General features: G+C 62.7%; 21 protein-coding genes and 2 pseudogenes. 13 read left to right on the top strand and 10 right to left on the bottom strand.

The window, feature by feature from the left end; all coding sequences use genetic code 11:
* Positions 1-70: 70 nt before the first annotated feature.
* Positions 71-2,146: a HelD family protein gene (locus ACFP9U_RS07295; RefSeq protein ID WP_378620173.1), complete on the top strand. Its 2,076-nt coding sequence runs from the start codon at positions 71-73 to the stop codon at positions 2,144-2,146.
* Positions 2,147-2,150: 4 nt separating this feature from the next.
* Here the strand turns inward: ACFP9U_RS07295 and ACFP9U_RS07300 are convergent, their stop codons facing one another.
* From ACFP9U_RS07300 to ACFP9U_RS07325, 6 genes and pseudogenes are all read right to left on the bottom strand, one after another.
* Positions 2,151-2,915, bottom strand: coding sequence for an ADP-ribosylglycohydrolase family protein (locus ACFP9U_RS07300; RefSeq protein ID WP_378620174.1), 765 nt, complete (start codon positions 2,913-2,915; stop codon positions 2,151-2,153).
* On the bottom strand, positions 2,912-3,214 hold the full coding sequence (locus ACFP9U_RS07305) for a hypothetical protein (RefSeq protein WP_378620176.1): 303 nt from the start codon (positions 3,212-3,214) through the stop codon (positions 2,912-2,914). Before ACFP9U_RS07305 ends, ACFP9U_RS07300 begins: the two co-directional genes overlap by 4 nt.
* Before the next feature lie 239 nt (positions 3,215-3,453).
* Positions 3,454-3,759, bottom strand: a pseudogene (locus ACFP9U_RS07310) (TCP-1/cpn60 chaperonin family protein); the annotation flags it as partial.
* 39 nt (positions 3,760-3,798) lie between these two features.
* The gene (locus tag ACFP9U_RS07315; RefSeq protein ID WP_378620177.1) at positions 3,799-4,044 is read right to left on the bottom strand and encodes a hypothetical protein; all 246 of its coding nucleotides are present in this window, start codon (positions 4,042-4,044) and stop codon (positions 3,799-3,801) included.
* 58 nt (positions 4,045-4,102) lie between these two features.
* On the bottom strand, positions 4,103-4,378 hold the full coding sequence (locus ACFP9U_RS07320; RefSeq protein ID WP_378620179.1) for a hypothetical protein: 276 nt from the start codon (positions 4,376-4,378) through the stop codon (positions 4,103-4,105).
* Positions 4,378-4,707: a hypothetical protein gene (locus ACFP9U_RS07325; protein WP_378620180.1), complete on the bottom strand. Its 330-nt coding sequence runs from the start codon at positions 4,705-4,707 to the stop codon at positions 4,378-4,380. Before ACFP9U_RS07325 ends, ACFP9U_RS07320 begins: the two co-directional genes overlap by 1 nt.
* Positions 4,708-5,597: 890 nt before the next feature.
* On the opposite strand from ACFP9U_RS07325, the gene ACFP9U_RS07330 reads away from it, so the two are divergent.
* Positions 5,598-5,840: a hypothetical protein gene (locus tag ACFP9U_RS07330; RefSeq protein WP_378620182.1), complete on the top strand. Its 243-nt coding sequence runs from the start codon at positions 5,598-5,600 to the stop codon at positions 5,838-5,840.
* Positions 5,841-5,997: 157 nt separating this feature from the next.
* Here ACFP9U_RS07330 and ACFP9U_RS07335 read toward each other — a convergent pair whose 3' ends face one another.
* Positions 5,998-6,666 (bottom strand): TetR/AcrR family transcriptional regulator, encoded by a 669-nt coding sequence (locus tag ACFP9U_RS07335; RefSeq protein ID WP_378620183.1) that lies wholly within the window; start codon positions 6,664-6,666, stop codon positions 5,998-6,000.
* 117 nt (positions 6,667-6,783) lie between these two features.
* Here ACFP9U_RS07335 and ACFP9U_RS07340 point away from each other — a divergent pair, with 117 nt between their 5' ends.
* The 4 genes from ACFP9U_RS07340 (at position 6,784) to ACFP9U_RS07355 (ending at position 10,378) form a co-directional block, all read left to right on the top strand.
* The gene (locus ACFP9U_RS07340) at positions 6,784-7,965 is read left to right on the top strand and encodes an MFS transporter (protein WP_378620185.1); all 1,182 of its coding nucleotides are present in this window, start codon (positions 6,784-6,786) and stop codon (positions 7,963-7,965) included.
* Positions 7,966-8,221: 256 nt separating this feature from the next.
* On the top strand, positions 8,222-8,575 hold the full coding sequence (locus ACFP9U_RS07345) for a hypothetical protein (protein WP_378620186.1): 354 nt from the start codon (positions 8,222-8,224) through the stop codon (positions 8,573-8,575).
* A 298-nt stretch (positions 8,576-8,873) separates the two neighbouring features.
* Complete coding sequence (locus ACFP9U_RS07350; RefSeq protein ID WP_322452346.1) at positions 8,874-9,077, top strand: hypothetical protein; 204 nt, start codon at positions 8,874-8,876, stop codon at positions 9,075-9,077.
* A 131-nt stretch (positions 9,078-9,208) separates the two neighbouring features.
* Complete coding sequence (locus ACFP9U_RS07355; protein ID WP_378620188.1) at positions 9,209-10,378, top strand: MFS transporter; 1,170 nt, start codon at positions 9,209-9,211, stop codon at positions 10,376-10,378.
* A gap of 17 nt (positions 10,379-10,395) precedes the next feature.
* On the opposite strand, the gene ACFP9U_RS07360 is transcribed toward ACFP9U_RS07355, so the two are convergent.
* On the bottom strand, positions 10,396-12,024 hold the full coding sequence (locus tag ACFP9U_RS07360; protein ID WP_378620190.1) for a sulfatase-like hydrolase/transferase: 1,629 nt from the start codon (positions 12,022-12,024) through the stop codon (positions 10,396-10,398).
* A 371-nt stretch (positions 12,025-12,395) separates the two neighbouring features.
* Here ACFP9U_RS07360 and ACFP9U_RS07365 point away from each other — a divergent pair, with 371 nt between their 5' ends.
* Entirely contained in the window at positions 12,396-12,536 is a 141-nt protein-coding gene (locus ACFP9U_RS07365; RefSeq protein ID WP_378620192.1) for a hypothetical protein, read from the top strand.
* Positions 12,537-12,817: 281 nt separating this feature from the next.
* Here the strand turns inward: ACFP9U_RS07365 and ACFP9U_RS07370 are convergent, their stop codons facing one another.
* Positions 12,818-14,005, bottom strand: a complete 1,188-nt coding sequence (locus tag ACFP9U_RS07370; RefSeq protein WP_378620193.1) for an ROK family transcriptional regulator — start codon at positions 14,003-14,005, stop codon at positions 12,818-12,820.
* A gap of 194 nt (positions 14,006-14,199) precedes the next feature.
* Between ACFP9U_RS07370 and tkt the strand changes: the two genes are divergently transcribed.
* The 6 genes from tkt (at position 14,200) to ACFP9U_RS07400 (ending at position 22,040) form a co-directional block, all read left to right on the top strand.
* Positions 14,200-16,227 carry a transketolase gene (gene tkt / locus ACFP9U_RS07375; RefSeq protein ID WP_378620195.1) on the top strand — a complete coding sequence of 676 codons (2,028 nt, stop codon included), beginning with the start codon at positions 14,200-14,202 and terminating at the stop codon, positions 16,225-16,227.
* A gap of 1 nt (position 16,228) precedes the next feature.
* Positions 16,229-17,824: an FGGY-family carbohydrate kinase gene (locus ACFP9U_RS07380; protein ID WP_378620196.1), complete on the top strand. Its 1,596-nt coding sequence runs from the start codon at positions 16,229-16,231 to the stop codon at positions 17,822-17,824.
* A gap of 39 nt (positions 17,825-17,863) precedes the next feature.
* Entirely contained in the window at positions 17,864-19,135 is a 1,272-nt protein-coding gene (locus tag ACFP9U_RS07385; protein WP_378620198.1) for an ABC transporter substrate-binding protein, read from the top strand.
* Positions 19,136-19,206: 71 nt separating this feature from the next.
* The gene (locus ACFP9U_RS07390; RefSeq protein ID WP_378620234.1) at positions 19,207-20,097 is read left to right on the top strand and encodes a carbohydrate ABC transporter permease; all 891 of its coding nucleotides are present in this window, start codon (positions 19,207-19,209) and stop codon (positions 20,095-20,097) included.
* Positions 20,087-20,929: a carbohydrate ABC transporter permease gene (locus tag ACFP9U_RS07395; RefSeq protein ID WP_378620199.1), complete on the top strand. Its 843-nt coding sequence runs from the start codon at positions 20,087-20,089 to the stop codon at positions 20,927-20,929. The genes ACFP9U_RS07390 and ACFP9U_RS07395 overlap by 11 nt, the downstream gene beginning before the upstream one ends.
* A 28-nt stretch (positions 20,930-20,957) precedes the next feature.
* Positions 20,958-22,040 carry an ABC transporter ATP-binding protein gene (locus ACFP9U_RS07400; RefSeq protein ID WP_378620201.1) on the top strand — a complete coding sequence of 361 codons (1,083 nt, stop codon included), beginning with the start codon at positions 20,958-20,960 and terminating at the stop codon, positions 22,038-22,040.
* A 21-nt stretch (positions 22,041-22,061) separates the two neighbouring features.
* Here the strand turns inward: ACFP9U_RS07400 and ACFP9U_RS07405 are convergent.
* Positions 22,062-22,738: pseudogene (locus ACFP9U_RS07405) on the bottom strand (altronate dehydratase); the annotation flags it as partial.

A 22,738-nucleotide genomic window follows, 5' to 3' on the forward strand; every position in this document is an offset into this window, starting at 1 on the left:
TTTCAAGATCGCTGGCTCCTCTGCCGACCGTCTCGCCGCCTGAGAAAGCAATCGAAAGCAAGAAGAACGCATGAACACCGTCGAAATGGAAGAACAGGCCCGCCTCGAAGATTGTCAGGTACGCATCCGCGAAAACCTGCAGGAGATCGGTGTGCGCCTCGACGCCTACGCAAAGGACATTCAGGCGAACAAGGATTACATGTGGGAAGCGCGCCGCGACATGGACCACATCGACAAGGTGGCGCTCAGGCAGTCCATCGAACAAACCATGCGCTCGGCCGAGGTGCTGAAGTCTCAAAGGCAGAAGCTTCAGAAGCTCCGCAACTCACCCTATTTCGGGCGTTTCGATTTCGCGCGAGGCCGGGATGGAAGCGGCGTGGCCCAACCGATCTATGTCGGCGTCCATGATTTCCGTGACGAAGCATCGGGCAAGACCCTGGTCTACGACTGGCGTGCGCCGGTCTCGTCCCTGTTCTACGACTATGAGATCGGTCCCGCCCAGTACCAGGCGCCCTCGGGTGCGGTGGAGGGCCGGCTGGAGCTGAAGCGCCAGTTCCGCATCCGCGAAGGGCGGATGGAGTTCATGCTGGAATCCGGCGTGAACATCGTCGACGACGTGCTGCAGCAGGAGCTCAGCCGCTCGTCCGACGAGGGCATGAAGAACATCGTCGCGACCATCCAGCGCGACCAGAACGCCATCATCCGCAACGCGGAGGCCGACACGCTCATTATCCAGGGGGTTGCCGGCTCCGGCAAGACCTCCATCGCGCTCCACCGCATCGCCTTCCTTCTCTACCGCTTCAAGGACACGCTGAGTTCGAAGGACATCCTGATCATCTCGCCCAACCGTGTCTTTGCCGACTATATCGGCAACGTCCTGCCCGAGCTCGGCGAGGAACAGGTGAGCGAGATCGGCATGGAGACGCTTGCCGATGAGCTGCTTCAGGGCAAGTACCGCTTCCAGACCTTCTTCGAGCAGACGTCACAACTACTCGAAGGGAAGGACGCGGCGTTGAGAGAGCGGATTGCTGCCAAGGCGTCGCTGGACTTTTTGAAACAGATCGATGCCTATATCGATCATCTGGAGGCCAACTCTTTCACACCCGTCGAGTGGCGGGCTGGCATCGGGCGCATCGTGCCGGACTGGCATTTCGAGGAGACCTGGCAGAAGCATCGCGGCCTGCCGGTCACGGAGCGCATCGCCGAGGTGGTGCGCACGACCGAGTACAAGATCTTTCTCCACTACAAGCACGAGCTTGACACCAGACAGCGCCGTGAGTTGCGAGAGGCCGTCCGCGGCATGGTCAAGCGCACGAGCCTGCGCGCGGCCTACAAGGGACTGTTCGAGTGGATGGGCCGACCCGAGCTCTTCAAGCCGGCGGGAGGAAAGCTCGAATACTCCGACGTTTTCCCGCTCATCCATCTCAAGATGCGGCTGGAGGGTGTCGAGAACCTGCGCAATGAGGTCAAACATCTGCTCATTGACGAAATGCAGGACTATTCGCCGGTTCAATACGCGGTGCTCGGAAGGCTTTTCCCCTGCCGGAAGACAATCCTGGGCGACGCCACACAGTCCGTGAACCCGTATGGCGGCTCGAATGCCGAGCAGATCCAGCGCGTGCTCAAAGCCGCAGCACCGGTGAAGCTTACCAAGAGCTATCGCTCGAGCTGGGAGATCATGCGCTTTGCCCTCGGCATTTCGCCCAACGAGGAACTCGTGCCCATCGAGCGGCACGGAGAGCCGCCACAGGTCATAGGCTATGCGCGGCAGGCTGAAGTCGCCGAACGTATTCTCGCCGAGGTCGAGGATTTTCAAGCCTCGACCCACCACAGCCTGGCGATCATCGCAAAGACGCAGAGACAAGCCGAGAAGCTGCATCGGCAACTGACGGAAAAAGGCGTCGAAACACGGCTGCTCGACGCGGGGAGCAGCGGTTTTTCGACCGGCATCATCGTTTGCACGGCGCATCTGGCGAAGGGGTTGGAGTTCGACCGCGTGATCGTCCCGGATGCTGGCGTGCAGAACTACGGCACGGACATGGATCGCAACCTTCTCTACGTGGCCTGCACACGTGCGATGCACCGACTGACCGTGCTCTTCGCGGGGGAGCCGTCGCCTCTCCTGCCGGCGGAGGCCATGGCCTGACTTATCAGTCGACGGTGCGCCGCTGCTCGAATCGGTCGAGCACCTGGCGCAGATCTTCCGTCAAATGTTCGCGTGCCCGGATGGCAATATCGTGTGGCACGCCATGGATCGCCTCCGCGACCGCTCCGGCGATACAGGCAAGGGTGTCGGTGTCGCCGCCAAGGCCAATCGAGATCCGTACGGCATCTTCCCAATCCTTGGCTTCGAACGCTGCGGTAAGCGCAGGTGGAACAGTGCCCGCCGCGCTCACATCGAAGCCGCCGCGCTTGAGCACGATCTCGGGGCGCAGATTGTAGTCATAGGCTTCTGTGATCCAGGCGCGAACTTCCCCGATGGTCTTGCCCCGGCGAAGTGCGAGGATCGTCCTCGCTACGGCTTGTGCGGCCTTGATGGCCTCGGGATGATCGTGGCTGACGGCTGCCTGTGCGGCGGCAAGCTGATCCGCATCGGCTTCGGTCGGAGCAAGCCAGCCGACCGCGGCAACCCGCATCGGCGCACCGTTTCCCCAGCTGCCGTAAGCGGGTGCGTCGTCCGCAAACGCCCAGTTGATGAACATGCCGCCATAGCCCGCATCAGGATGCCGGCGCACGAAGGCGGGCAGCGTCGAGGCGAAGTCCGCCCGGCGCAGGATCGCATCGGCGACGGTCAGGCTGCACACCGTGTCGTCGGTGAAGCGGCAGTGGGAATGGAACAGCTCGAAACCGGCGGGCGGTGCCGGATGGCCCTCGAAACGTGATCCGATGATGTCGCCGGCGATGGCGCCGATCATGACCCGCCTCCCGTCGGGACTGCCACGATGTACTGGGGAAGCTTTGCCTCGAACTCGGGGAAATAGCGCGCGATCACGGTGATATCGAAGCTCGAGAGAATGGCTTCCTTCGGCTCGCGATCCAGCAGGAAGCGAAAGGCGGCTTCCACGCAGTGGTCCGGCAGGCAGGCGCCATTCGTGAGCCGGTCGTAATCCGCGCGCGACATGGTCACCCGGTGGTGCGTTTCACTGCCGGATTCGCGGATCACGACATCGAACGTGAACGGATCCGAATGGCCGGTTTGCTTCACAGCGATCATGATTTCGCCTCCAACACGTCGGCAGCCCACATTTTCCGAGCGCCTTTTGGCCCGGGAACAGTCCCATGGAAACTAGTGCGTGCCGCGCCTTGCGAAAGCAGCACTTGCACGCTTAGGTCAGCCGTTTCCCGGGAGTAGCCCGATGACCGGCTCCAAGATCATGAATCCGATCACCAGCACCGCGATAAGGAATGCCAACCAGGGCAGCGTCCTTCCGGCAAGGGCTCTCATTGCCGACACTAAAGCCCCATGCCGCCGGCCGGCGCTGCCTCAGAAGGCGCCGCCTCTTCCTTCGGCAGCTCGGCGATCATGGCCTCGGTGGTGACCAGCAGGCCGGCCACGGACGCGGCGTCCTGGAGCGCCGTGCGCACGACCTTCATCGGGTCGACGATGCCGAAGGCGATCATGTCGCCGTACTCGCCGGTCTGGGCGTTGCAACCGTTCTTGACGTCACTGTTCTCGAGGATCTTGTTGATGCCGTGCGGCATTCGCTCGCGTGCATCCACATCGAACCTGATCTCTTTGCCAGCCATCTGCACCTCCTTCTAACGTCTGCAAGCTCGCCGCTCGGTTGCCGCGAGGCTTCACTCGGGAAGCTGTGTCACGGGGAAGAAATGGCGGAGCAACCAGCGCTCCTGCTCCCCGTTGTGTTCGAATTCCACCGAGTGTGTCCAAGGCAGAAGACCTGATACGCGCTCGACCTTGGCCGACACTTCCGGCATGTCTTCAACATGCCGTTCCCAGCGGACCTCCACACGGTCTTCACCAGTGCCCTCCGGATGAATCCTCCTGGCGATCGCACCGAGTTTGACGGTGTCCTTGAGGGGCATTTCCACTTTCCAAGCTCCTTTTCCGGCAGATGCGCGGCTTTACTCGGCAACATCCTGCCTAACGTTTGGGCGGAACGATGCCGGTGCCGTCAACGCCAAGGTCTTCGCTGACCGCCTCCATCTCCAGTCCCCGGAGCCGGTCCAGAACGAGACCCGGCTCGGTTTCCAGAAGCAGCTTGTCGTCGATGCCGAGCAGATCGACCCGCTCCTTGAGCTCGTTGGCGAGCGCGATATTTTTCGCACCCTCCACCGTCCAGTACTCAGGTAGTCTCCATTTGCGGCGGATATAGTTTTGGAGGGCGTTTCCAATGGCACCGGGATCGTCTTCCAGCATCAAGGCCTCCCACGTTCCTGTCGGAACGGATGGGATGCGGCTGCAGGCAGGGCGGCCGCCGCTTCATGGCTCTCGATCAATTCAGGGACATAGGTCGCAAGCAGCCGAAGGTCTGACAGTTCCGTCAGGCGCAGCGACCAGCCACCATCCACGGCATGTCCTCTTGCATCTCCGGTCCCAAATGCATGGACATAATCGATGAGACGCACGACCTCGGGGATATCAAGGTCTGGTCGAAGGCGAACGACATATGCAAAGCGCTCCGGATTCTGGGCCTCCGCCGCAGGCGCGAGGGTCCCGTCGCCGATGCTGCCCGAAAGTTCTGTCATACTCCGTCTGCTCCAGTCGCTGGACAGCTGGAACTTCCCGACCGCGGGTCGAGGACTGGCCGGAACCGCGATGCATCCTTGACAGAATGCAGACTGGGTGCCGACCGGCAGGCTGTTAGCGCTGCTCAATGTCGTTCCAGTGTCGGTTTCTGGCCCACAAGGATTTTGGGGGACGACGCCAACATAGCGTCTCGCCGATTCCTTTTGTAGGGCCGGAATGGATTTTTCATTCAAGAGGCCCAACCTGAGACTGTGGCCGGCCAACGACATGAAGTTTTCGCTACAAAGGCGCCGACGAACTTGCTATTGACGCCCAGCAGTAGCTGACGTGATCGCGCGCCCGGCGCGATGCCTTTTTCCAACTCGACACGCCAGCCCCTGTCGATGGGAATCTGCCGCTTCTGAAAGCGGTGCCGCAAAAGCTCCAGCTGGTTGCGGGCCATCGGTCGGAGGGTGTGGCGACCGCTCGTGCGGCGAGCGGGAACGCTGCGGAACCCTCCGTGCGCATGGCGGCCTCTGGCTGGCCACTACGGAGAAAGAATGACGGAGAAACCCACCCGCAAATCGCCGCCACCCGCGGAGCGCAGAGCCGATCTCGACCATGGCATGTTTCGTATCGTCGCTGGCGTCCAGGGCGGTAGTTGTAAAGCCGTCGCGTTCAGCGGCCGCAAGATCGTGGAGACTGCTGAGGCCGAAAGTGTCGAGATGGCGATTGATTCCTTGAAACGTGTCCTGGATGAGCGGTCGGAACGTCTTGCCGCGAGCGCAGTGCGGGTGTACCGCGCCCGCGCGAATTTGCCGACGCGATCAACTCTCTTGCGCCGAGACTGCAGAAGCGGGCCCGTGAGTTGCTCACGGCGCACAGCCGTCAGCCGAAGGCCATCACATCGATGTGGACGCTTGCGCATCGCCTCGGCGGGGACACCGAGAAGACCGCCTCAGATTATGTCGCGGTTTGTCGAAGCCTTTCGAAGTCGCTTGGCTTTGCACCGCCGAAGGAAGACACGCTCGGCAAGCTGTCTCCGATGCTGGTGGTGGCCCACCTTGATTCGGAACGAGAGCCGGAGGAGCCTTCCTTCAAGCTCCGCGATGAAGTCCTTGATGCCATCGCTCTTGTCGAAGAGCGCACCTGATCTCTTGTCCAAATTTTAGTGCACCTCAATTCGCATTGCGTCCTGCAGCAGCACCGCGGGAGGGTAGGAATCGAAGAGATTGAGCGACAATCAAATGTGACCGACTGACGGCAGCGGTATGGGAACCGCATAAACCCACTAAGCCCAGGATTTCTGATCACCCGGGAGCCGAAAGTTCAAGGCTTGCGGGGATCGCATCGAACGCCTCCTCGACCCTGCAGATGAGCGTCTCGCGACCGCCATGTCCGCGCTCGCCTCGGCCGCCTTTGCCGCGACCGGCCACCCAGTTCTTGGCTCCGCATCGCCAAGCGGCGAGCGCGAACTCGCCGAGCATCCTGAGACGTACGTCCTCGCGGCCATCAATGCCGATCTTGTATTCCAGAACCTCGACCAACCGTCTTTGGGCGCGCAGCGAAGTCAGCTCGCTGTGATCATAAAGTACTGAACTCCTGGCATGCGCCGCAACTGCGCGCGTGCGGATGAAGCGCATGTCCCAGTCCTCGTCCATAGCTTGTAGGGTCTCGGTAAGCACCTCCCGCAGCGTCCGCAGCATAGATCCGCGGAACGCCTGTTCCTTCAGCCGTTCGATATAGGCGCTCCACAGTTCGGTTTCGGCGGCAAGCGCTACATCCTCCTTGGACGCATAGTAGCGGAAGAAGGTTCGCTTGGAGACCTCGACGGCATCGACGATGTCGTCGAGCGTCGTCGCCTCGAAGCCCCGTTCGGAGAAGATATCAAGCGCAGCATCGGCCAGCGCGCGCTGCGTTCGCTGCTTCTTCCGCTCGCGCAGCGGCAACGGTCGAGCACATTTGTCTTCAAGTTTCATAGGGCGAGACTAGCACGGTGGCTCGCAGTCGCAATCGTCTCAAATTGCAATATGCCACTCATTGCCAAAGTCTGCTTAGGAGCATATTTTGCCTGATCTGTGAGCAGGAGAAGCTTGTTGCCCCATTTCCCAGCCCTGATCGTCTTGCTGGCCGCCTCTACCCTCGGCGTGATGGCGGGCGCAACCATCGTGCCCGTGCTGGAGGCGATCCGCACGGACCTTGGGGTCAGCGGAACCGCTGCGGGGCTGATCATCACCGCCCATGGCCTGGCGATCGCCGTCACAAGCCCCATTGCCGGCTGGATGGTCGACCGCTGGGGCGTGCGCGGGCCGATGGTGGCGGGGCTACTCGTCTACGGGATCGCCGGCGGCGCCGGCATGTTCATCAGCTCCTATCCCGTGCTGATCGGCAGCCGCTTCGTCTTCGGGGTTGGAACTGCGCTGCTGTTCGCCGCAACATCGGTGGCCATGCTCTCGCTCTTCCAAGGTCCGGTGCGCGACCGGGTGATGGGCTGGCGCACGGCGGCAACGAGCATTGGCGGATTGATCTTCCCTTTTGTCGCCGGCGTGCTGGCGACGCTCATCTCGTGGCAGGCTGTCTTCGGCATCTACATGATCGCGATCCCGATCGGAGTTGCCGCAATCATCCTCGTGCCAGAGACGCAGAGGACCTCCAGCGCGCCGAGCGAAAGTGGTGTCGGTGCGCTCGTGAAGCGGCCAGCCCTCCTCGGCGTCTACGCCTTCATGTTCGCGCTGGCCGTCATGATGTACAGCGTGGCTGTCTTCCTGCCGCAGCGGCTGGCGGAACTCGGCATAACCGCGCCGATTGCCGTCTCCTACTACATGGTTGCCATGGCCGGTTCTGCGAGTCTCACCGGCCTCTTCTATGGCTGGCTGCGGGCGCGAGCCTCCTATGTGGCCTTGCTCCGAATGTCGTCGCTTTGCTGGGTGGCCGCTTTCGCTGTTCTCGGTACGGTCGAGAACCCGCTGGTTCTTGCTACGGCAACCTTCTTCCTCGGCATCGGCAACGGCATCGCATTTTCCACGCTTTCCATTGTGATTGCCGATCTGGTTCCCGAGTCTCTGCTTGGCAGGGCGACCGGCGCCTCAAGTACATTGATGTTTATCGGCCAGTTTGCCTCACCGCTTGTTGTTGGGCCGCTGATGGCGGCCACCGCCATCATAACGGGTTATCTTGTCATCGCCGTCGCTGCCTGCTTGATCCTGTTCGCGCTCCTCGCCGTGCGCGCCCCGAAGGGGCGGGCGGCGCCTGCTGTGGCCGGTAGCGAGGCCAAATAGTCTCTCCCGGCCACGCTGCCGGTTGAACTGCACCGAGGGATGGCTTATCTGTCTCGCATCCCCCTTGTATTCATGCAGGGACCGGAGACACCGGACAGGTCGGCACAGGGCGTTTCGCGCCTGGCATGGCCCCGGTGAGCCAATCCGGATTTGCCGGATCGGCGCTCGTGGTCCTTGCCGCCTGAGCGGTCGAAGCCGTGGCTTTGCCGGGCGGCGAACGCGTTCGGATTCTCCCCGATCAACAGGAGAGAACCATTTGAAGAAGCATAATACCAAGTCTCGCCCCACTTCGGCCATTTCCGGCTCGACGGTCAATGTCTACGGATCCGGGCCGGTCCCAATCGGTCAGCGGGACAGGCAATGTGAACCAGTTCGCGCTCCCGCGCGGCAGGTGTCGAAGGTCCGCTTTTTGCCGAATACGCGCAAGGAGACCGTCGATTCGCTTCTGCGCTATGTCAGCGCCTTCGGCCAGGGCACGGGCTCGGCCCATTTGGTCGACGGTGATTGGTGGATCGATCTGGCATTTGCGGAAGATGCGGTGATGATCCGCAGCCAGTTTCATGACCTTTTGGTTGCACCGGAGGAGGCATATGATGAATGCCGTCTCTGAACTGCGGCAACCTGTTCCAGCAGGCTATCGGTCCCGCCGGACCTTGGCCATCATTCCCCATCCGGATACCGGCAAGTCGGCCCATGATTCGATGTCCTGATTGCCAGGGATAGGCGTCGATATCCTGCTGAAAAATTCTCACTACGGAAAATGCCGGTGAATCTCCGCCGAAGGCAAGGCCGATCTGAAGGCATTCACCGATGCCGAACGCACGGCCATCGCCGGGAGCGGATCCTCCTGGCAATTACTCCAAGGTGCGGCCCTTCTCGGCCGAGGCTCCGAGGAACGAGGCGAGGCTATGAAATTCCTTCTGGACCGCGATGCTGGACAGGCTGCCGTTCGCCAGATCGGAAGTTATCTGCGCAGATACGGTTCCGGCCATCATTGGGTCGAAAAATATCGCGGTGACGTGTTCATCAATGTGGTTGAGAAGCGTGACGAGGAAATCCTCCGCAACGAATTTTCGGATCTGGTCAAGCCGGTCGACAGCGACGGTGAGTGAGTGGTCAGCGCCACGATTTACCACCTGAAGCGTCAGAAGATCAGCCTGCCCATCAGCGTTAGCCAAAACCGGAAAGCGAATACTGGATGCAAAAGACCCCGCCTGCGCCGACAGGCTTGGTGATTGGGGCCATGCTGATGACCATGTCGTCGGCTTTCGGCCAGACCTATTTCATTGCCATCTTCGCACCGCAGATCAAGAGCGAGTTAGGATTGAGCGATGGCGGCTTCGGCAGCCTTTACGCGGCCGGCACAATCACAAGTGCCGCCGTGATGATGTGGGGCGGCAAGGTTGCCGACGTTTTCCCGATCCGCCTCCTGGCCGTTCTTGCGATCCTCGGCCTCGCGGCCATGTGCCTGGCGATGTCGAGCGTTGCCGCGGCGTGGATGCTACTGCCGATCCTGTTTGGATTGAGGCTTTTCGGCCAGGGATCGATGGGTCATCTCGCGATGACCGGGGTCGGCCGGTGGTATCTCCGCAGGCGCGGGCGCATGATGTCGCTTGCCGTGCTCGGCTTTCCCGCCAGCGAGGCCGTCATGCCGTTTGCGGCGGTGACGTTGATGGCGGCGTTTGGCTGGCGCGAGGTCTGGACGATCGCCGCGGCAACCCTCGTGCTCGTCTCCATTCCGCTCGTCCTGTTCTTCTTGCGCGCCGAGCCACAGCTGGGCGCTGTCGAGATTCCGTCAGGCGAAACATCGGGCGTGCGGCGCCAATGGACCAGGGCGGAGGTGTTGCGCACGCCGGAGTTCTTCGCAGTCGTCTCCGGCATCGTCGTCCCGTCTTTTGTCATGACGGGCATATTCTTTCACCAGGCCTATCTGGTCGAGGCGAAGGGCTGGAGCCTCGCCTGGTTCGCGGGCTGGTTTCCTGTTTACGCAATCACCAGCGTCTGCACGGCGCTTCTGACGGGATGGCTGGTCGACCGGTTTGCAGCGCGCAGCTTCCTGCCGCTGTTCCTCCTGCCGATGACCTGCGGCATCCTCGTCCTGGCGTTCTCGACGTCCCCCTATGCCGTGCCAGTCTTCATGCTCCTGGGCGCACTGACCAACGGCAGCGCATCCACCCTGTTGGGTGCCCTTTGGGCGGAGTTGTTCGGAACACGCCATCTCGGCGCCATCCGGTCGGTTGCCTTTGCCGGCCAGGTCTTCGCGTCGGCATTGGCGCCTGGACTGATCGGCCTGCTGCTCGACTTCGGGATACGCATAGAGGCACAGTACGTCGCCCTGGCGGCCTACGCCCTGGTTTCCTCACTCTGGCTCTGGCTATTCGTGCCGCGCCTGCACCGGATCGCTCATGGCTGATTGCGACTAGAAGATGATCACGTGTCGGGCTGGCTTGGATCGAGCACAAGAAAGCCACTCTCGATCCGGCGCTTAAGATGGCGGTCTATTTCAGAGCGGTGCGGGCACGCCCGAAACGCGCCACCGCACAGGCGGTTCAATCGAGCAAGGTCTGCAAACATCGGAGAACCTTCAATGCCTACGGCGCGGAGGAGGAGGGCGCCGAGAAAGGCGATATCGACAGGATCGTCCGAGCCAGCTTCCGCAGCCATCGCTCCGCTGAAGGCGTAGAACGTACGATAGGCGAGCGAGTCCAATCGTGCGAGCGAGCCCGCACCCTCCAACTGGTCCACCAGCGGCTTGGTGGCGAACACCTGGTGATCTCCATAAGCTAAAAGCACGTATGGATATTGACCCTCCTCGGATCGTCTCCTGTCCTTGAATGCTCCAAGGTCCCGATTGGCGATGACCATGCGCCGCAGGTATTCGGCAATTTCGGGGTCGGCGTGGAGCGGTTCGCCGGTAACGTTCACTTCCGGCTCGAGCCGTTGGTTGTAAGGTGAATGCGCGAACATTGTCTGGACGAGCAGGAACAGGGGGCGCCCGTCCGTTGCCCGGTGCTCGGCGATGAATGTTTCGGCGGCATCGAGATAGAAGCTGTCCCGCAAATGATGGCCGGGTGCATCGATCCGCTCCATGTCGAGAATCGTCTCAAATCCTATGGAAGACAAGAACGATCCTTCGTTGACGAAGGTGTAATTGAACGGAAGGATGGCAGCGGTTCGATAGCCGCAGCGGGAAAAAACCTCCGGCAACGCTCCGGCTACGTGCCCTTCAAGCGAAATTGTGAGATAGGGGCTACGCCATCCGAAATCCGCGCCTGAAAGTCCCGTCATCATAGAGAGGTTACTGATCCAGGTGCCGCCGCCAAAGGTTTCCACCTGGAGCGGATAAAACCGGCCGGCATTGGCTTCCATGTCTCGTGCGATGGCATCGCCATTTCCGATCTGGGGAAAGATCGCCGGATCGGCGTGGCTCTCCTCCAGGATGACATAGACATCTGGCTGGCTATCCGAACCGCACGCTACCGTATCCGGGAACGGCTCGGCAGGCGGTGTGGATGCCAGCCGCGTTTCCAACTCGCCTTGCCCGAACACGTTCACAACGTCGAGCAGGGACACGAAGAATGCTGACGTGTGTCGTCCTTGCAGGTAGTAGAAGTAGCGATGCTGCGCATAGGCCTCGGCGGGGTATGTTGCCGGTAGGAGGATTGTTACGGCCACGAGGAGCATTGCAGCTGCGGAACGAGATACGGAACGGGGGCGTTCCACTCGGTAGACCAGGTACAGCAAGATCATAGCTGCAAACGCGAGCAATACGACCGGCAGGGCGAGGTGCAGATAGTACGAGAAGATGAAACGGTACATATCCGGGTCGCCGACGATCACCACCAGATCGTAGAAGTGCAGCGAGAACCCCTTCATCGTGAACTTGATTGCGGAAGCCACACTGATCGTTCCGGTCAAGGCCCAAGCGGAATAGACTGAAAAGGCGAGCCGGTGCGATACCGCAAAGATCGCACTTGCCAAGGTGGCAACGAGCGCGCCCGCAAAGGGGAGAGACAGCGTGTTGTTCTCCAGCTCAAAAAGGAGCAGAGCGCCAGCCATGGATACTCCCGCGACGGCGGCGGGGTGTGTTGCCAGGCGAAGCCATTTGGCCGGCTGATGTAGAAAGATACCACTGAACCTTGTGACGTTGCGCCCCATCATGTCGCCAAGTGCGACATTTGACGTGGAAGCGCAATCGAAACACCGCAACGGAGTTAACCGCCAATGGACGCCAAAGACTGTGGCGGCCAATCAATGCATTGGGTAGCGGAGGAATGCCAGGAACTTCGGCTGTAAGGATCATCGCTGGTCGTTTTGGCCAACAAGCTTCGACCCCAGCCCTGCTATCAATCGTGCAGCAATTGCTGCTCTGCTTGCTCCATTTGCTACGGGAGCATTGCTGTCCTCCGTCCCTGGAGGCAAGAGACGCTTTGCTGGTCCAGTTCCACGGGAGCACTCCAATTCGCGTTGTCGGTGCTCAGACGATCGATTTCGGCCAGCTCCTGCTCGAGCCGCGGCCGGAACTTCTGCAGCAATTCGGCGTAGGCATTGTCGTCATGACCTGCACCTGATCAGGGATCCGCGAAACATCAAGACTGGAATTTTGCAGCGTCGCACCATCTCGGTCGTGGTGCTCCCGATGATCAAGGATCGTGAAGCCCGGCAAGCGGTCTATCTCGCCTGGAAGGCGCAAACTTCCTCGTGAACCGTTCTGACGGCCATGTGATAAGACCCGCACCTGAAAGCGTGGTGCCTTGCTGCCGCCTACTGCTCGTCTGCGGTCCGATGCAGCCGATAGGTTTCGGTTTGATGGCGGCCCGTGCCGACCTGCAATACGGCACACCATCGTTCCTCACGCGTCGCGAGGGCGGCAGGTACGCGCGATGAAGTCCAGGTGCCCCGGTCCCGAGAAGATGTTTTCGAACAGGAGATAGGCCGCGCCGAAGAGCGCGCGCTCGGCAAACTGCGCGGATACCACGATCTCCAGTTCCCGCGTGGCGAGGGGGAGACAGCGCTGATAGACCAACTCGCGAATGCCGGAGACGAGGAGTTCTCCGGCCTGGGCCAGCGTGCCGCCGACGACGATGACCCGCGGGTTGAGAATGCTGACCACGTCGGAGATCACCTCGCCAATGGTGCGGCCGGCGTTGCGGATCAGCATGATCGCCTCCGGTTTGCCGGCACGCAGATGCTTCAGGACATCTCTTGCGTTCTCCGCCTCCAGCCCCACCGCGGTGAGGTCCCGGGCGATTGCCCAGCCGCCGGCCCGCGCCTCGACGCAACCCGGTTTGCCGCACCTGCACAAGGGAGCCTTTTCATCGATGAATTGAATATGGCCGATATCACCCGCCGCTCCCTGCGCGCCACGGAACAGGCGTCCATCGGCGATGATGCCGCTGCCGATACCTGTGCCCGCCTTGATGAAGAACAGATCGTCGATCTCGCCGTAGTTCTGGCGGTATTCATAGATGGTCATGAGGTTGACGTCGTTTTCCACGAGGGAGGGAACGCCGAGTTCGCGCTGGAGCTCTTCGATGATGTTCAGGTCGTCCCAACCGGGCAAAACGGACGGACCCACGACCCGACCACGCTCGTAGTCGACCGGGGTGGGAAGACTCAGGCAAGCGCCTAGAGCAACGCCGTTGCCACTCGCGGCCGACGCCAGGCGCTTGAATTCTTCACAGATCATGGCGAGAACGTGCTGCGGCGGCATCGTGGTCGAATAGGTGAGCGTCGACTCATCGATGACTATGCGGTCGAGGTCTACGGCGGCCAGGTGAACGAAACTTTCGCCGATGTCGCCCACCAGCATGAAGCCCGATTTCGGGTTCAGGGCGAGCATCCGGCTCGGACGCCCTCCGCTTGGTATGGTTCCGGTCGTCTCGATGACGAGGCCGGCATCAAGCAGCAAATTGAGACGTTGCGTCACCGTCACGCGAGACAATCCGGTAACCAGTTGCAGGTCCGAACGCGAGGAGGCTTGGCCGAGTGCGATCGGACTCAGGATTTCGCCCAGGTTCTGAAGATCAGCCTTTTCCATGCACGCTCTGTCCCTTTCACCACGACGGATCATTCGTACCCTCAAACCAGCCAGCCATAAAGACGGGCTATTACGTAAAAAAATACACTTAACTGGATTGACATACGATCAGAAAGTTTGAATATTTGAGCAGAAAACGAAAATAGATTGTTTATGTGCGCCCTGCAGGCGCGCGCAGGGGATGGTTTTCCTGTATGATGAAAAGTTCAGCCAGCATGTCGATGTCGAGTGTGGGGGATGTCGTGCGTGCCCTTGCGATGGACGCGGTGGAGAACGCCAAATCGGGCCACCCGGGCATGCCTATGGGCATGGCGGAAATCGCCGCCGCGCTTTGGCTGGACCACCTGCGCTTCAATCCCGCCAATCCGGACTGGCCCGACCGCGACCGCTTTGTGCTCAGCAACGGGCACGGCTCGATGCTTCTTTACAGTGTGCTGCATCTGACGGGCTACGATGTCGACATGGACGATCTCAAGGCGTTCCGTTCTCTCGGAAGCCGCACGCCCGGTCACCCCGAGCGGAGATGTGCGCCTGGCGTCGAGACGACGACGGGACCGCTCGGCCAGGGGCTGGCGAACGCGGTCGGCATGGCGATTGCGGAGCGCAACCTCGCCCACGGGTTCAATCGGCCCGGCCATACCGTCGTCGACCACTTCACCTATGCCTTTGTCGGCGATGGCTGCCTGATGGAAGGGATCTCCCACGAAGCCTGCTCGCTTGCCGGCACGCTCGGCCTCGGCAAGCTGATCGTCCTTTACGACGACAACGGAATTTCCATCGACGGTCCGGTTGGCGGCTGGTTCACCGACGACACACGCCAGCGCTTCGCCGCCTATGACTGGCATGTGGTCGAAGAGGTCGACGGGCACGACATGTCTGCCGTTTCCCGCGCCATTGCGGATGCCAAGCGCGAGACCGCGCGTCCGAGCCTGATTTGCTGCCGGACCACCATCGGCAGGGGCGCTCCGAGCAAGGCCGGCAGTCACGACAGCCACGGCGCGCCGCTGGGTGCAGAGGAGATCACCGCCGCGAAGGCCGCGATGGGCTGGCCGCACGAGGCGTTCGCCGTTCCTCCCGAAGCGGCGGCGCAATGGGACAGGCGCGGGTCGGGTGCGGCACTCGAAGCGGAGTGGAACGAACGGTTCGCCGCCTATCGCGCCGCTTATCCGGACCTTGCGGCGGAGTTCGAACGCCGCATGAGCGGTGCGCTTCTCGAAGACTTCGACGACCTGTGCCGCGGCTTGCTCGAGGGGGCTGCCGAGGCGGGAGAGAGTGTAGCGACGCGCAAGGCCAGCCACGGCGTCATGGCCGCGCTCTCGCCCTCCGTTCCGGAGCTGATCGGCGGCTCGGCCGACCTGACGGGATCGACGCAGACCCTGTGGTGGGACCACGTGCCGATGACCGCCGGACGGGGCGGCGACTACATTTATTACGGCGTGCGCGAGTTCGCCATGGCGGCCATCATGAACGGGCTTCTGGCCCATGGCGGCTTCCGCCCGTTCGGCGGCACCTATCTCGTGTTCTCCGACTATGCCAAGAACGCCATCCGCATGGCCGCCTTGATGGAACTGGGCGCTATCTACATCCTCACGCACGATTCCATCGCCCTTGGGCAGGACGGCCCCACGCACCAGCCGGTGGAGCAACTCGCTTCCTTGCGGCTCACGCCCAATCTCGACGTCTGGCGCCCCTGCGACGGGGTGGAGACCGTGGCGGCGTGGGAGCAGGCGCTGCGCAATAGCAACATGCCGACCGCCATCGTCTTGAGCCGCCAGGCCCTGCCCTGTCAGCCGCGTGACCAGGCCACGCGCGAATCGGTGCGCTGCGGCGGCTACGTGCTGCGCCGGGAGACTGCTCCGCTGCGCGTCGTCATTCTGGCCACGGGCTCGGAGGTGGCACTTGCCGTGGCGGCGGCGAAGCAGCTGGAAAGCGAGGATATCGGCGCGCGCGTGGTCTCCATCCCCTCGACCGCCGTTTTCGACCGGCAGGATACCGCCTACAGGGCGGCGGTGCTGCCCGCCGGCGTGCCGCGGGTCTCCGTGGAAGCGGGCGCGACCGACTACTGGCGCAAATATATCGGCCTTGAGGGCGCGGCGGTCGGTCTCGACCGCTTCGGCGACTCCGCGCCGCCCGATGATCTGTTCGCCCATTTCGGAATTACCGAGGAAGCGGTCGCGGATGCCGCGCGGCGGCTGGTTTCGGCAGAGCGAGCGGGGCGCTGATATGGCAGGACGATATCTCATCGGCCTCGACTATGGCACGGAATCGGCCCGCGGCGTGCTGATCGACGCCGAGACCGGCGCGCAGGTGGCGAGTCATACGGTCGACTATCCGAACGGCGTCATGACGCGCATGCGCGACGGGGCGGAACTGCCGCGCGGCTGGGCGCTGCAGGACGCGAGCGATTATCTCGTGGCCGCGAGGGAGATCCTCACGGTGCTCGGCACGGGCAAGCATATCGAGTCGATCGGGATCGACTTCACGGCGAGTTCGCCGATGCCGGCCCACGCCGACGGGCGGGCGCTCTCGCAAACGCATCCCGATTCCGGCCACGCCTATGTGAAACTCTGGAAGCATGCGTCCGCACAGCACTTCGCCGATGCGATCAACGCGCGCGGCGGTGATTTCCTGACGAATTTCGGCGGCAAGGTTTCCGGCGAGTGGCTTCTGGCCAAGGCGGCCGAACTGGCGCGGGAGGCGCCCGACCTTTGGGCGCAGACCGACCGCTTCATCGAAGCCGGTGACTGGGTCGTGTGGCAATTGACCGGCCAGGAGCGGCGCAGCCTGGCCTTCGCTGCCTATAAGGCGCAGTACGATGCGCGCGAGGGCTATCCCACCGATGCTGTCGACGGGCTGGAAGCGCGGCTGAGCGCGCCGTTTCCCATCGGCACATCGGCCGGCAGGCTGGATGCCGCCTGGCGCGCGGACACCGGCATCGAGGGGCCGTGCACAGTGGCCGTGGCGGTGATCGATTCCCATGCGGTGCTGCCGGCCGTGGGTGGCGTGCGCGACGGCTGCCTGGTCGCCGCGCTCGGCACCTCAGCGGTTTACCTGCATCTTTCTTCTGCCTTCAAACCGCTGCCGCCCGGCATCGAAGGGGTGGCGAAGGACGCCTCCGTCGCCGGCTTCTGGTGCTATGAGGCCGGCCAGGCCGGCTTCGGCGATACGCTGGCCTGGTTTGCCCGCACCTTCCCGCGCGGGGCGGAACTGTCCGACAGCTTCGCGGCCTACAATGCCGAGGCGGCGGAGCTGGCGCCCGGTGCGGGGCGCCTTGTCGCCCTCGACTGGTGGAGCGGCAATCGCGTGCCGCTCGCCGATACCAAGCTCAGCGGTCTGCTCGTGGGACTCGACACGCACACGACGGCGGCGCAGATCTATCGCGCGCTCATGGAAGCGCTCTGCTTCGGTGCAAGGTCGGTGGTCGAATTGTTCGAGGCGGGCGGACTGCCCGTCGAGGAAATGATCGTGACGAGCGGGCTGGCGGCCAGCAATCCCCTGCTCGTGCAGATTCTCGCCGACGTCCTGGGCAAGGAAATCCGCGTCCCGGAAATCGACAACGCCACGGCCGTCGGCGCCGCCATCCACGGTGCCGTGGCAGGAGGGGTCGTTGCGGGTTTCGCTGATGGAGCAGAGCGCTTCGGCGCGCGCAGCTTCCGCCGGGTAAGCCCCGTTGACGGCAACACCGAGGTCTATGCGAAGCTTTATTCCGGATACCGCGCGCTCGCCGAGACACGCGTCGTGCGCGACGTCATGCACGACCTGGCCGAGGTCGAGGCATCTGCAGGAAAACAGTCTGCAGGGAGGAGGTCGGTGGCCTAGCCACCGCAAACGCGGAACACCGCGAAAGGAGGAGAAGACATGACTGGCTTTCGGTATTCAAGACGTTCCGGCGCCGCTGCGGCGGGGGCCGTTCTCGCCGCCGGCGTTGCATTCGGCGCATTGCAACCCGCGCTCGCCCAGGATGTGACGGAGATCACCGTCTGGTTCGGGCGGGAGAACTTCATACCCGCCGATGCCTTCGAGACTTTCCATGCCGAGAACCCCGACATCCGGGTGACCACAGACGTCATCCCACTTGAGCAGTCGGTGGCCGACACGCTGCGCGCAGCCCGGGCGGGGCGCGCACCCGACATCGTGCAGACGCCGGCGGACGGCCTGGCTCCGCTGGTCGCCCAGGGCGCGGTGCGCGATATCGGCCCGCTGCTGGAAAGGTGGCAGGACGAGGATCCCGATTCCTACAACGATCTCTCCCAGACAGCCTGGGACATGGCGTCCCTCGACGGCACCACCTACGGCGTGACGCTGTTCGCCGGTCCGTTCTGGTACACCTACCGTGCCGACTGGCTGGAGGAAGCCGGCCTCGACGTGCCGGAGACCTGGGATGATGTCCTCGATTTCGCGCGCGCTGTGAAGGACGAAGGCCGTGTCGGCTTTGCCGTCGTGGGAAGCCGCGCGCACGATCCCGTCTGGTTCCTGTCCATCTTCATGGCCATGGGCGGGCAGTTTGAGAACGGCGTACCGCAACTCGATTCCGAGGCAGGACACTATTTGCTTTCCTTCTACCAGACGCTGGTGCGCGAGGAGCTGACCTCGCAGGATGTCCTGGCCTGGGATTCGGGCGCCATGCGTGCGTCCTTCATCAATGGTGACGCCGCGCAGGCGATGATCGGCGACAACATTTATCCGACCATCCAGGAGACGCTCACCTGGGGCGAGGAGTGGAACGGTTCGGCGCCTCCGGTGCGGCCGGGCGGCGAAGACGAGGGGCGGACCATGACGCTCGGCTGGCCCTTCCTGGTGACCGAGAACGGTGAAAACGACGAGGCGGTGCTGAAGGTGCTGCGATATCTCGCCGATGCCGACAACGTTGCCGAGGTGTCCATGCGCTATCAGCCCGGCACGGTTCTCTCGGTCTTCGAATCGGAAGAGTACAACGCCGCCAAGCCGTGGGCGTCGCAGTTCGCACCGGCCTTTGCCGAACTGGCGCCGCTGCCCACGCATCCGCGCCAGAGCCAGATCTATCAGATCCTGCTCGACGCCATGCAGGAGGCGTTGCAGAATCCGGACCGCGATGCCGCCGAACTCGCCGCCGAAAAACAGGCGCGGATCGACGAACTCGTCAACGGCTGAGACGAGCCGTCTGCCGGGGCCGGCCGTACCGCCGGTCCCGGTGACGCGAAGGGAGGACGTGCGTGGCGAACATGCTTGCCGCCGCCAGGGAGCGCTGGCTCGAGACCTTGACCCCTTACATGCTCCTGCTGCCGGCGATCGCGCTGGTCGCCGGGGTGCTCGGCTACGCCGTGGTGAGCGGTACCGTCATGTCGTTCTACCGCGTCGAGGTGTGGGAGCCGGGCGAGCCCTTCGTCGGCCTTGCCAACTATATTGCGCTCTTCCGCTCCCCCGGTTTCCGCAATTCGCTGACCGTCTCACTCATCTTCGTCGGCGCGACGATCGTCATCGGCATTACGATGTCGATGATGCACGCGCTGGTCCTCAATCACACCAGCGTGGGCCGCAGCATCTTCCGGGCGATCGCGCTGATCCCCTATCTCGTCTCCGGCGTCGCCGCCGCCGTCATGTGGCGCTTTCTCTTCACCGGCGACAACGCCGTGGCCACGCAACTGATGGATATGCTGGGCCTTTCGACCGTCTCGTGGCTGGCCGACCCGGACCGTGCGCTGATCGTCGTCATCATGGCCAACATCTGGTTCATCGCGCCGTTCGCCACCCTCATTCTCCTGGCGGGACTGCAGACCGTCGATCCCGAGCTTTACGACGCCGCCGAGATCGACGGCGCCAATGCGTGGCAAAAGTTCCTGCATGTCACCATCCCGTCTATCATGCCCATGCTGTCGCTTTCCCTGATGTGGCTCAGCTTCGCCAGCTTCAACATGTTCGACATCATCCTGCCGCTGACCGGCGGCGGCCCGGGACGCTCGACGGAGGTGCTGGCGGTCTACATGTACCAGCTCGCCTTCCGCGACCTGAACTACTCGACCGGCGCGGCGGTGATGATCGTGATCCTTGCCATCAACATCACCTTGAGCGCCATCTTCCTCCGCGCAGCAGGACGTCCAGACCATGACCGGTAGCACCTTACGGACGGGTACCCTGACGACCCGTATCGTGGTCTGGGTCGCCCTCATTCTCCTCACCCTGTGGGCGGTGCTGCCGATCGTCTGGTCCTTCTCGGCCTCGCTGAAGACGCCGCTGACCCTTTACACCAGCGGTCTCATTCCCGAGGATCCGACGCTCGACAACTATGCGCGCGTCATCACCTCCGACGGCTTTCCCACCTATCTGTGGAACAGCCTGTTTCTGGCGATCACATCGACCGCCGTCGCGCTCTTCGTCTCCGTTCTGGCCGCCTATGGTTTCGCGCGCTATGCCTTCGCATGGCGGCACGTGCTCCTGCTGTTCATCCTGGTGCCGCGCATCCTGCCGCGTGCCAGCCTCATCATTCCGCTCTACTATCTCGTCGAGCGGCTCAATCTGCTCGACACCTACACCGTCCTGATCGTCACCTATTGCGCGACCGCCGTGCCCATGTCGACGTGGATCCTGATGGGCTTCTTCCGCGCGGTGCCGCGCGAGCTGGAGGAGGCAGCGGCCATCGACGGCGCATCGCTATGGCAGCGCATCTGGAAGGTGGTGGTGCCGATCTCGCTGCCGGGCATGGTGACCGCCGGCATTCTTTCGCTGCGCGAGGCCTGGAACGAGTTTCCCTTCGTCCTGGCTTTCACCACATCCTCGGAAATGCGAACGCTGCCCTACCAGCTGTTCCTGTTGCGCGACAGCATGGGCATCCAGGACTGGTCGCTCATCAACGCATTCACGATCACGACGATCATTCCGATCCTGGTGCTCTATCTCGTCTTCGAGCGCCAGATCGTGAACGGTTTGACCAGCGGCGCCGTGAAATGATCGAAGGCCGCATCCAGGGAGTTCGTATATGGCATCGGTGACCCTGACCGGAGTCAACAAGCACTACGGAGCGGTCGAGGTGATCCCGCGCCTGGACCTGGCGATCGAGGACGGCGAGTTCGTCGTGCTGGTCGGGCCGTCCGGCTGCGGAAAATCGACGCTTTTGCGCATGATCGCCGGGCTGGAGCCGATCACGGCTGGCGAGCTCAGGATCGGCGAACGGGTGGTGAACACGGTCGCCGCCAAGAACCGGGACATCGCCATGGTCTTCCAGAACTACGCGCTCTATCCCCACAAGACGGTGCGCCAGAACATCGAGTTCGCCCTCAAGCTGCGCAAGGCGCCGAAGGCGGAGACCGCGCGCCGGGTGGCCGAGGCGGCCGAGCTTCTGGAGCTGACGCCCCTGCTCGAGCGCTATCCGCGCCAGCTTTCCGGCGGCCAGCGCCAGCGCGTGGCCATGGGCCGCGCCATCGTGCGCAATCCGGCGGTCTTTCTGTTCGACGAGCCCTTGTCCAATCTCGACGCCAAGCTGCGCGTGGAAATGCGCGCGCAGATCAAGGCGCTGCACCGGCGCCTCGAGGCGACATCGATCTATGTCACCCACGACCAGGTCGAGGCGATGACGATGGGCGACAGGATCGTCGTGATGCGCGAGGGCGTCGTCCAGCAGTTCGGCAATCCCATCGACGTCTACGACGCCCCGGCCAACCTGTTCGTCGCTGGCTTCATCGGTTCGCCCGCCATGAACCTCCTGCCCGGCGTCGTCGACCAGGACGGCCTGTCGATCCTGGGAACCAGGTTTGCGAGGCCCGCGCACTTGCGCCGGGAACCCCTTCCCGAAAACGTAATCTGCGGTTTTCGGCCCGATGCCGTTTCGATCATCGAGGAAGGGGAAGGGATCGGCGGGACGGTCGAGGTCATCGAGCCCATGGGCGGCGAGACCATCGCCAACATCGATACGGGCCATCAGATGGTGACGGTTCTTTATAGGAACAGGTTGCCCCTGAAGGTGGGAGAACGGGTCGGCCTCATGCCCGATTTCGCGAGCATGCATCTTTTCGATTCCGAAAGCGGGCGGCGGATCAACAAGCCTTCGCCCACTTGCGGTTGACGAAGTCAGGAAGTTCTGCGGTTACATCACCGCACCCACCTGCCAGGGCACGAATTCATTGTCGCCAAGCCCGAGCGTTCCGCTCTTTGTGGTTCGGCTCGAGGCGACGGCCAGAATCATGTCCAGAATTTCGTCCGCTTTATCGGAGAGGGTAGCGCCGGCTGAGATGACCGCGCCGCAATCGATGTCCATATCGTCGGGCATCCGCCGATAAAGGCCGCTGTTGGATGCTAGCTTGATGGTCGGCGCGGGTTTCGACCCGAATGCTGAGCCCCGGCCGGTGGTGAAGCAGACAATCTGGCATCCGCCCGCAATCTGTCCTGTTACGGATACCGGATCGTAGCCCGGCGAATCCATGAAGTTGAGCCCCGCCCGTGTGACGGGTACCGCGTAATCGATCACGTCGACAAGGGGTGTGGACCAGCCCTTGGCGACAGCCCCAAATGACTTTTCCAGAATCGTGGTGAGGCCGCCCGCCTTGTTGCCGGAACTGGGATTGTTGTCCATCGAGCCGCCGTGCATGGCCGTGTAGTTCTCCCACCAGCGAATGCGCTCCACCAGTTTTTCCGCCACGGCTCCGCTTGCCGCGCGTTGCAGCAGCAGCTGTTCGGGGCCTAGACTTCCGGTGTTTCGGCCAGCACGGGACTTGCTCCCAGGCCAGCCAACCGGTCCGAGGCAAGCCCGAGCGCCGGATTCGC

This window comes from Nitratireductor sp. GCM10026969 (assembly GCF_042660605.1).
Lineage (GTDB): Bacteria > Pseudomonadota > Alphaproteobacteria > Rhizobiales > Rhizobiaceae > Chelativorans.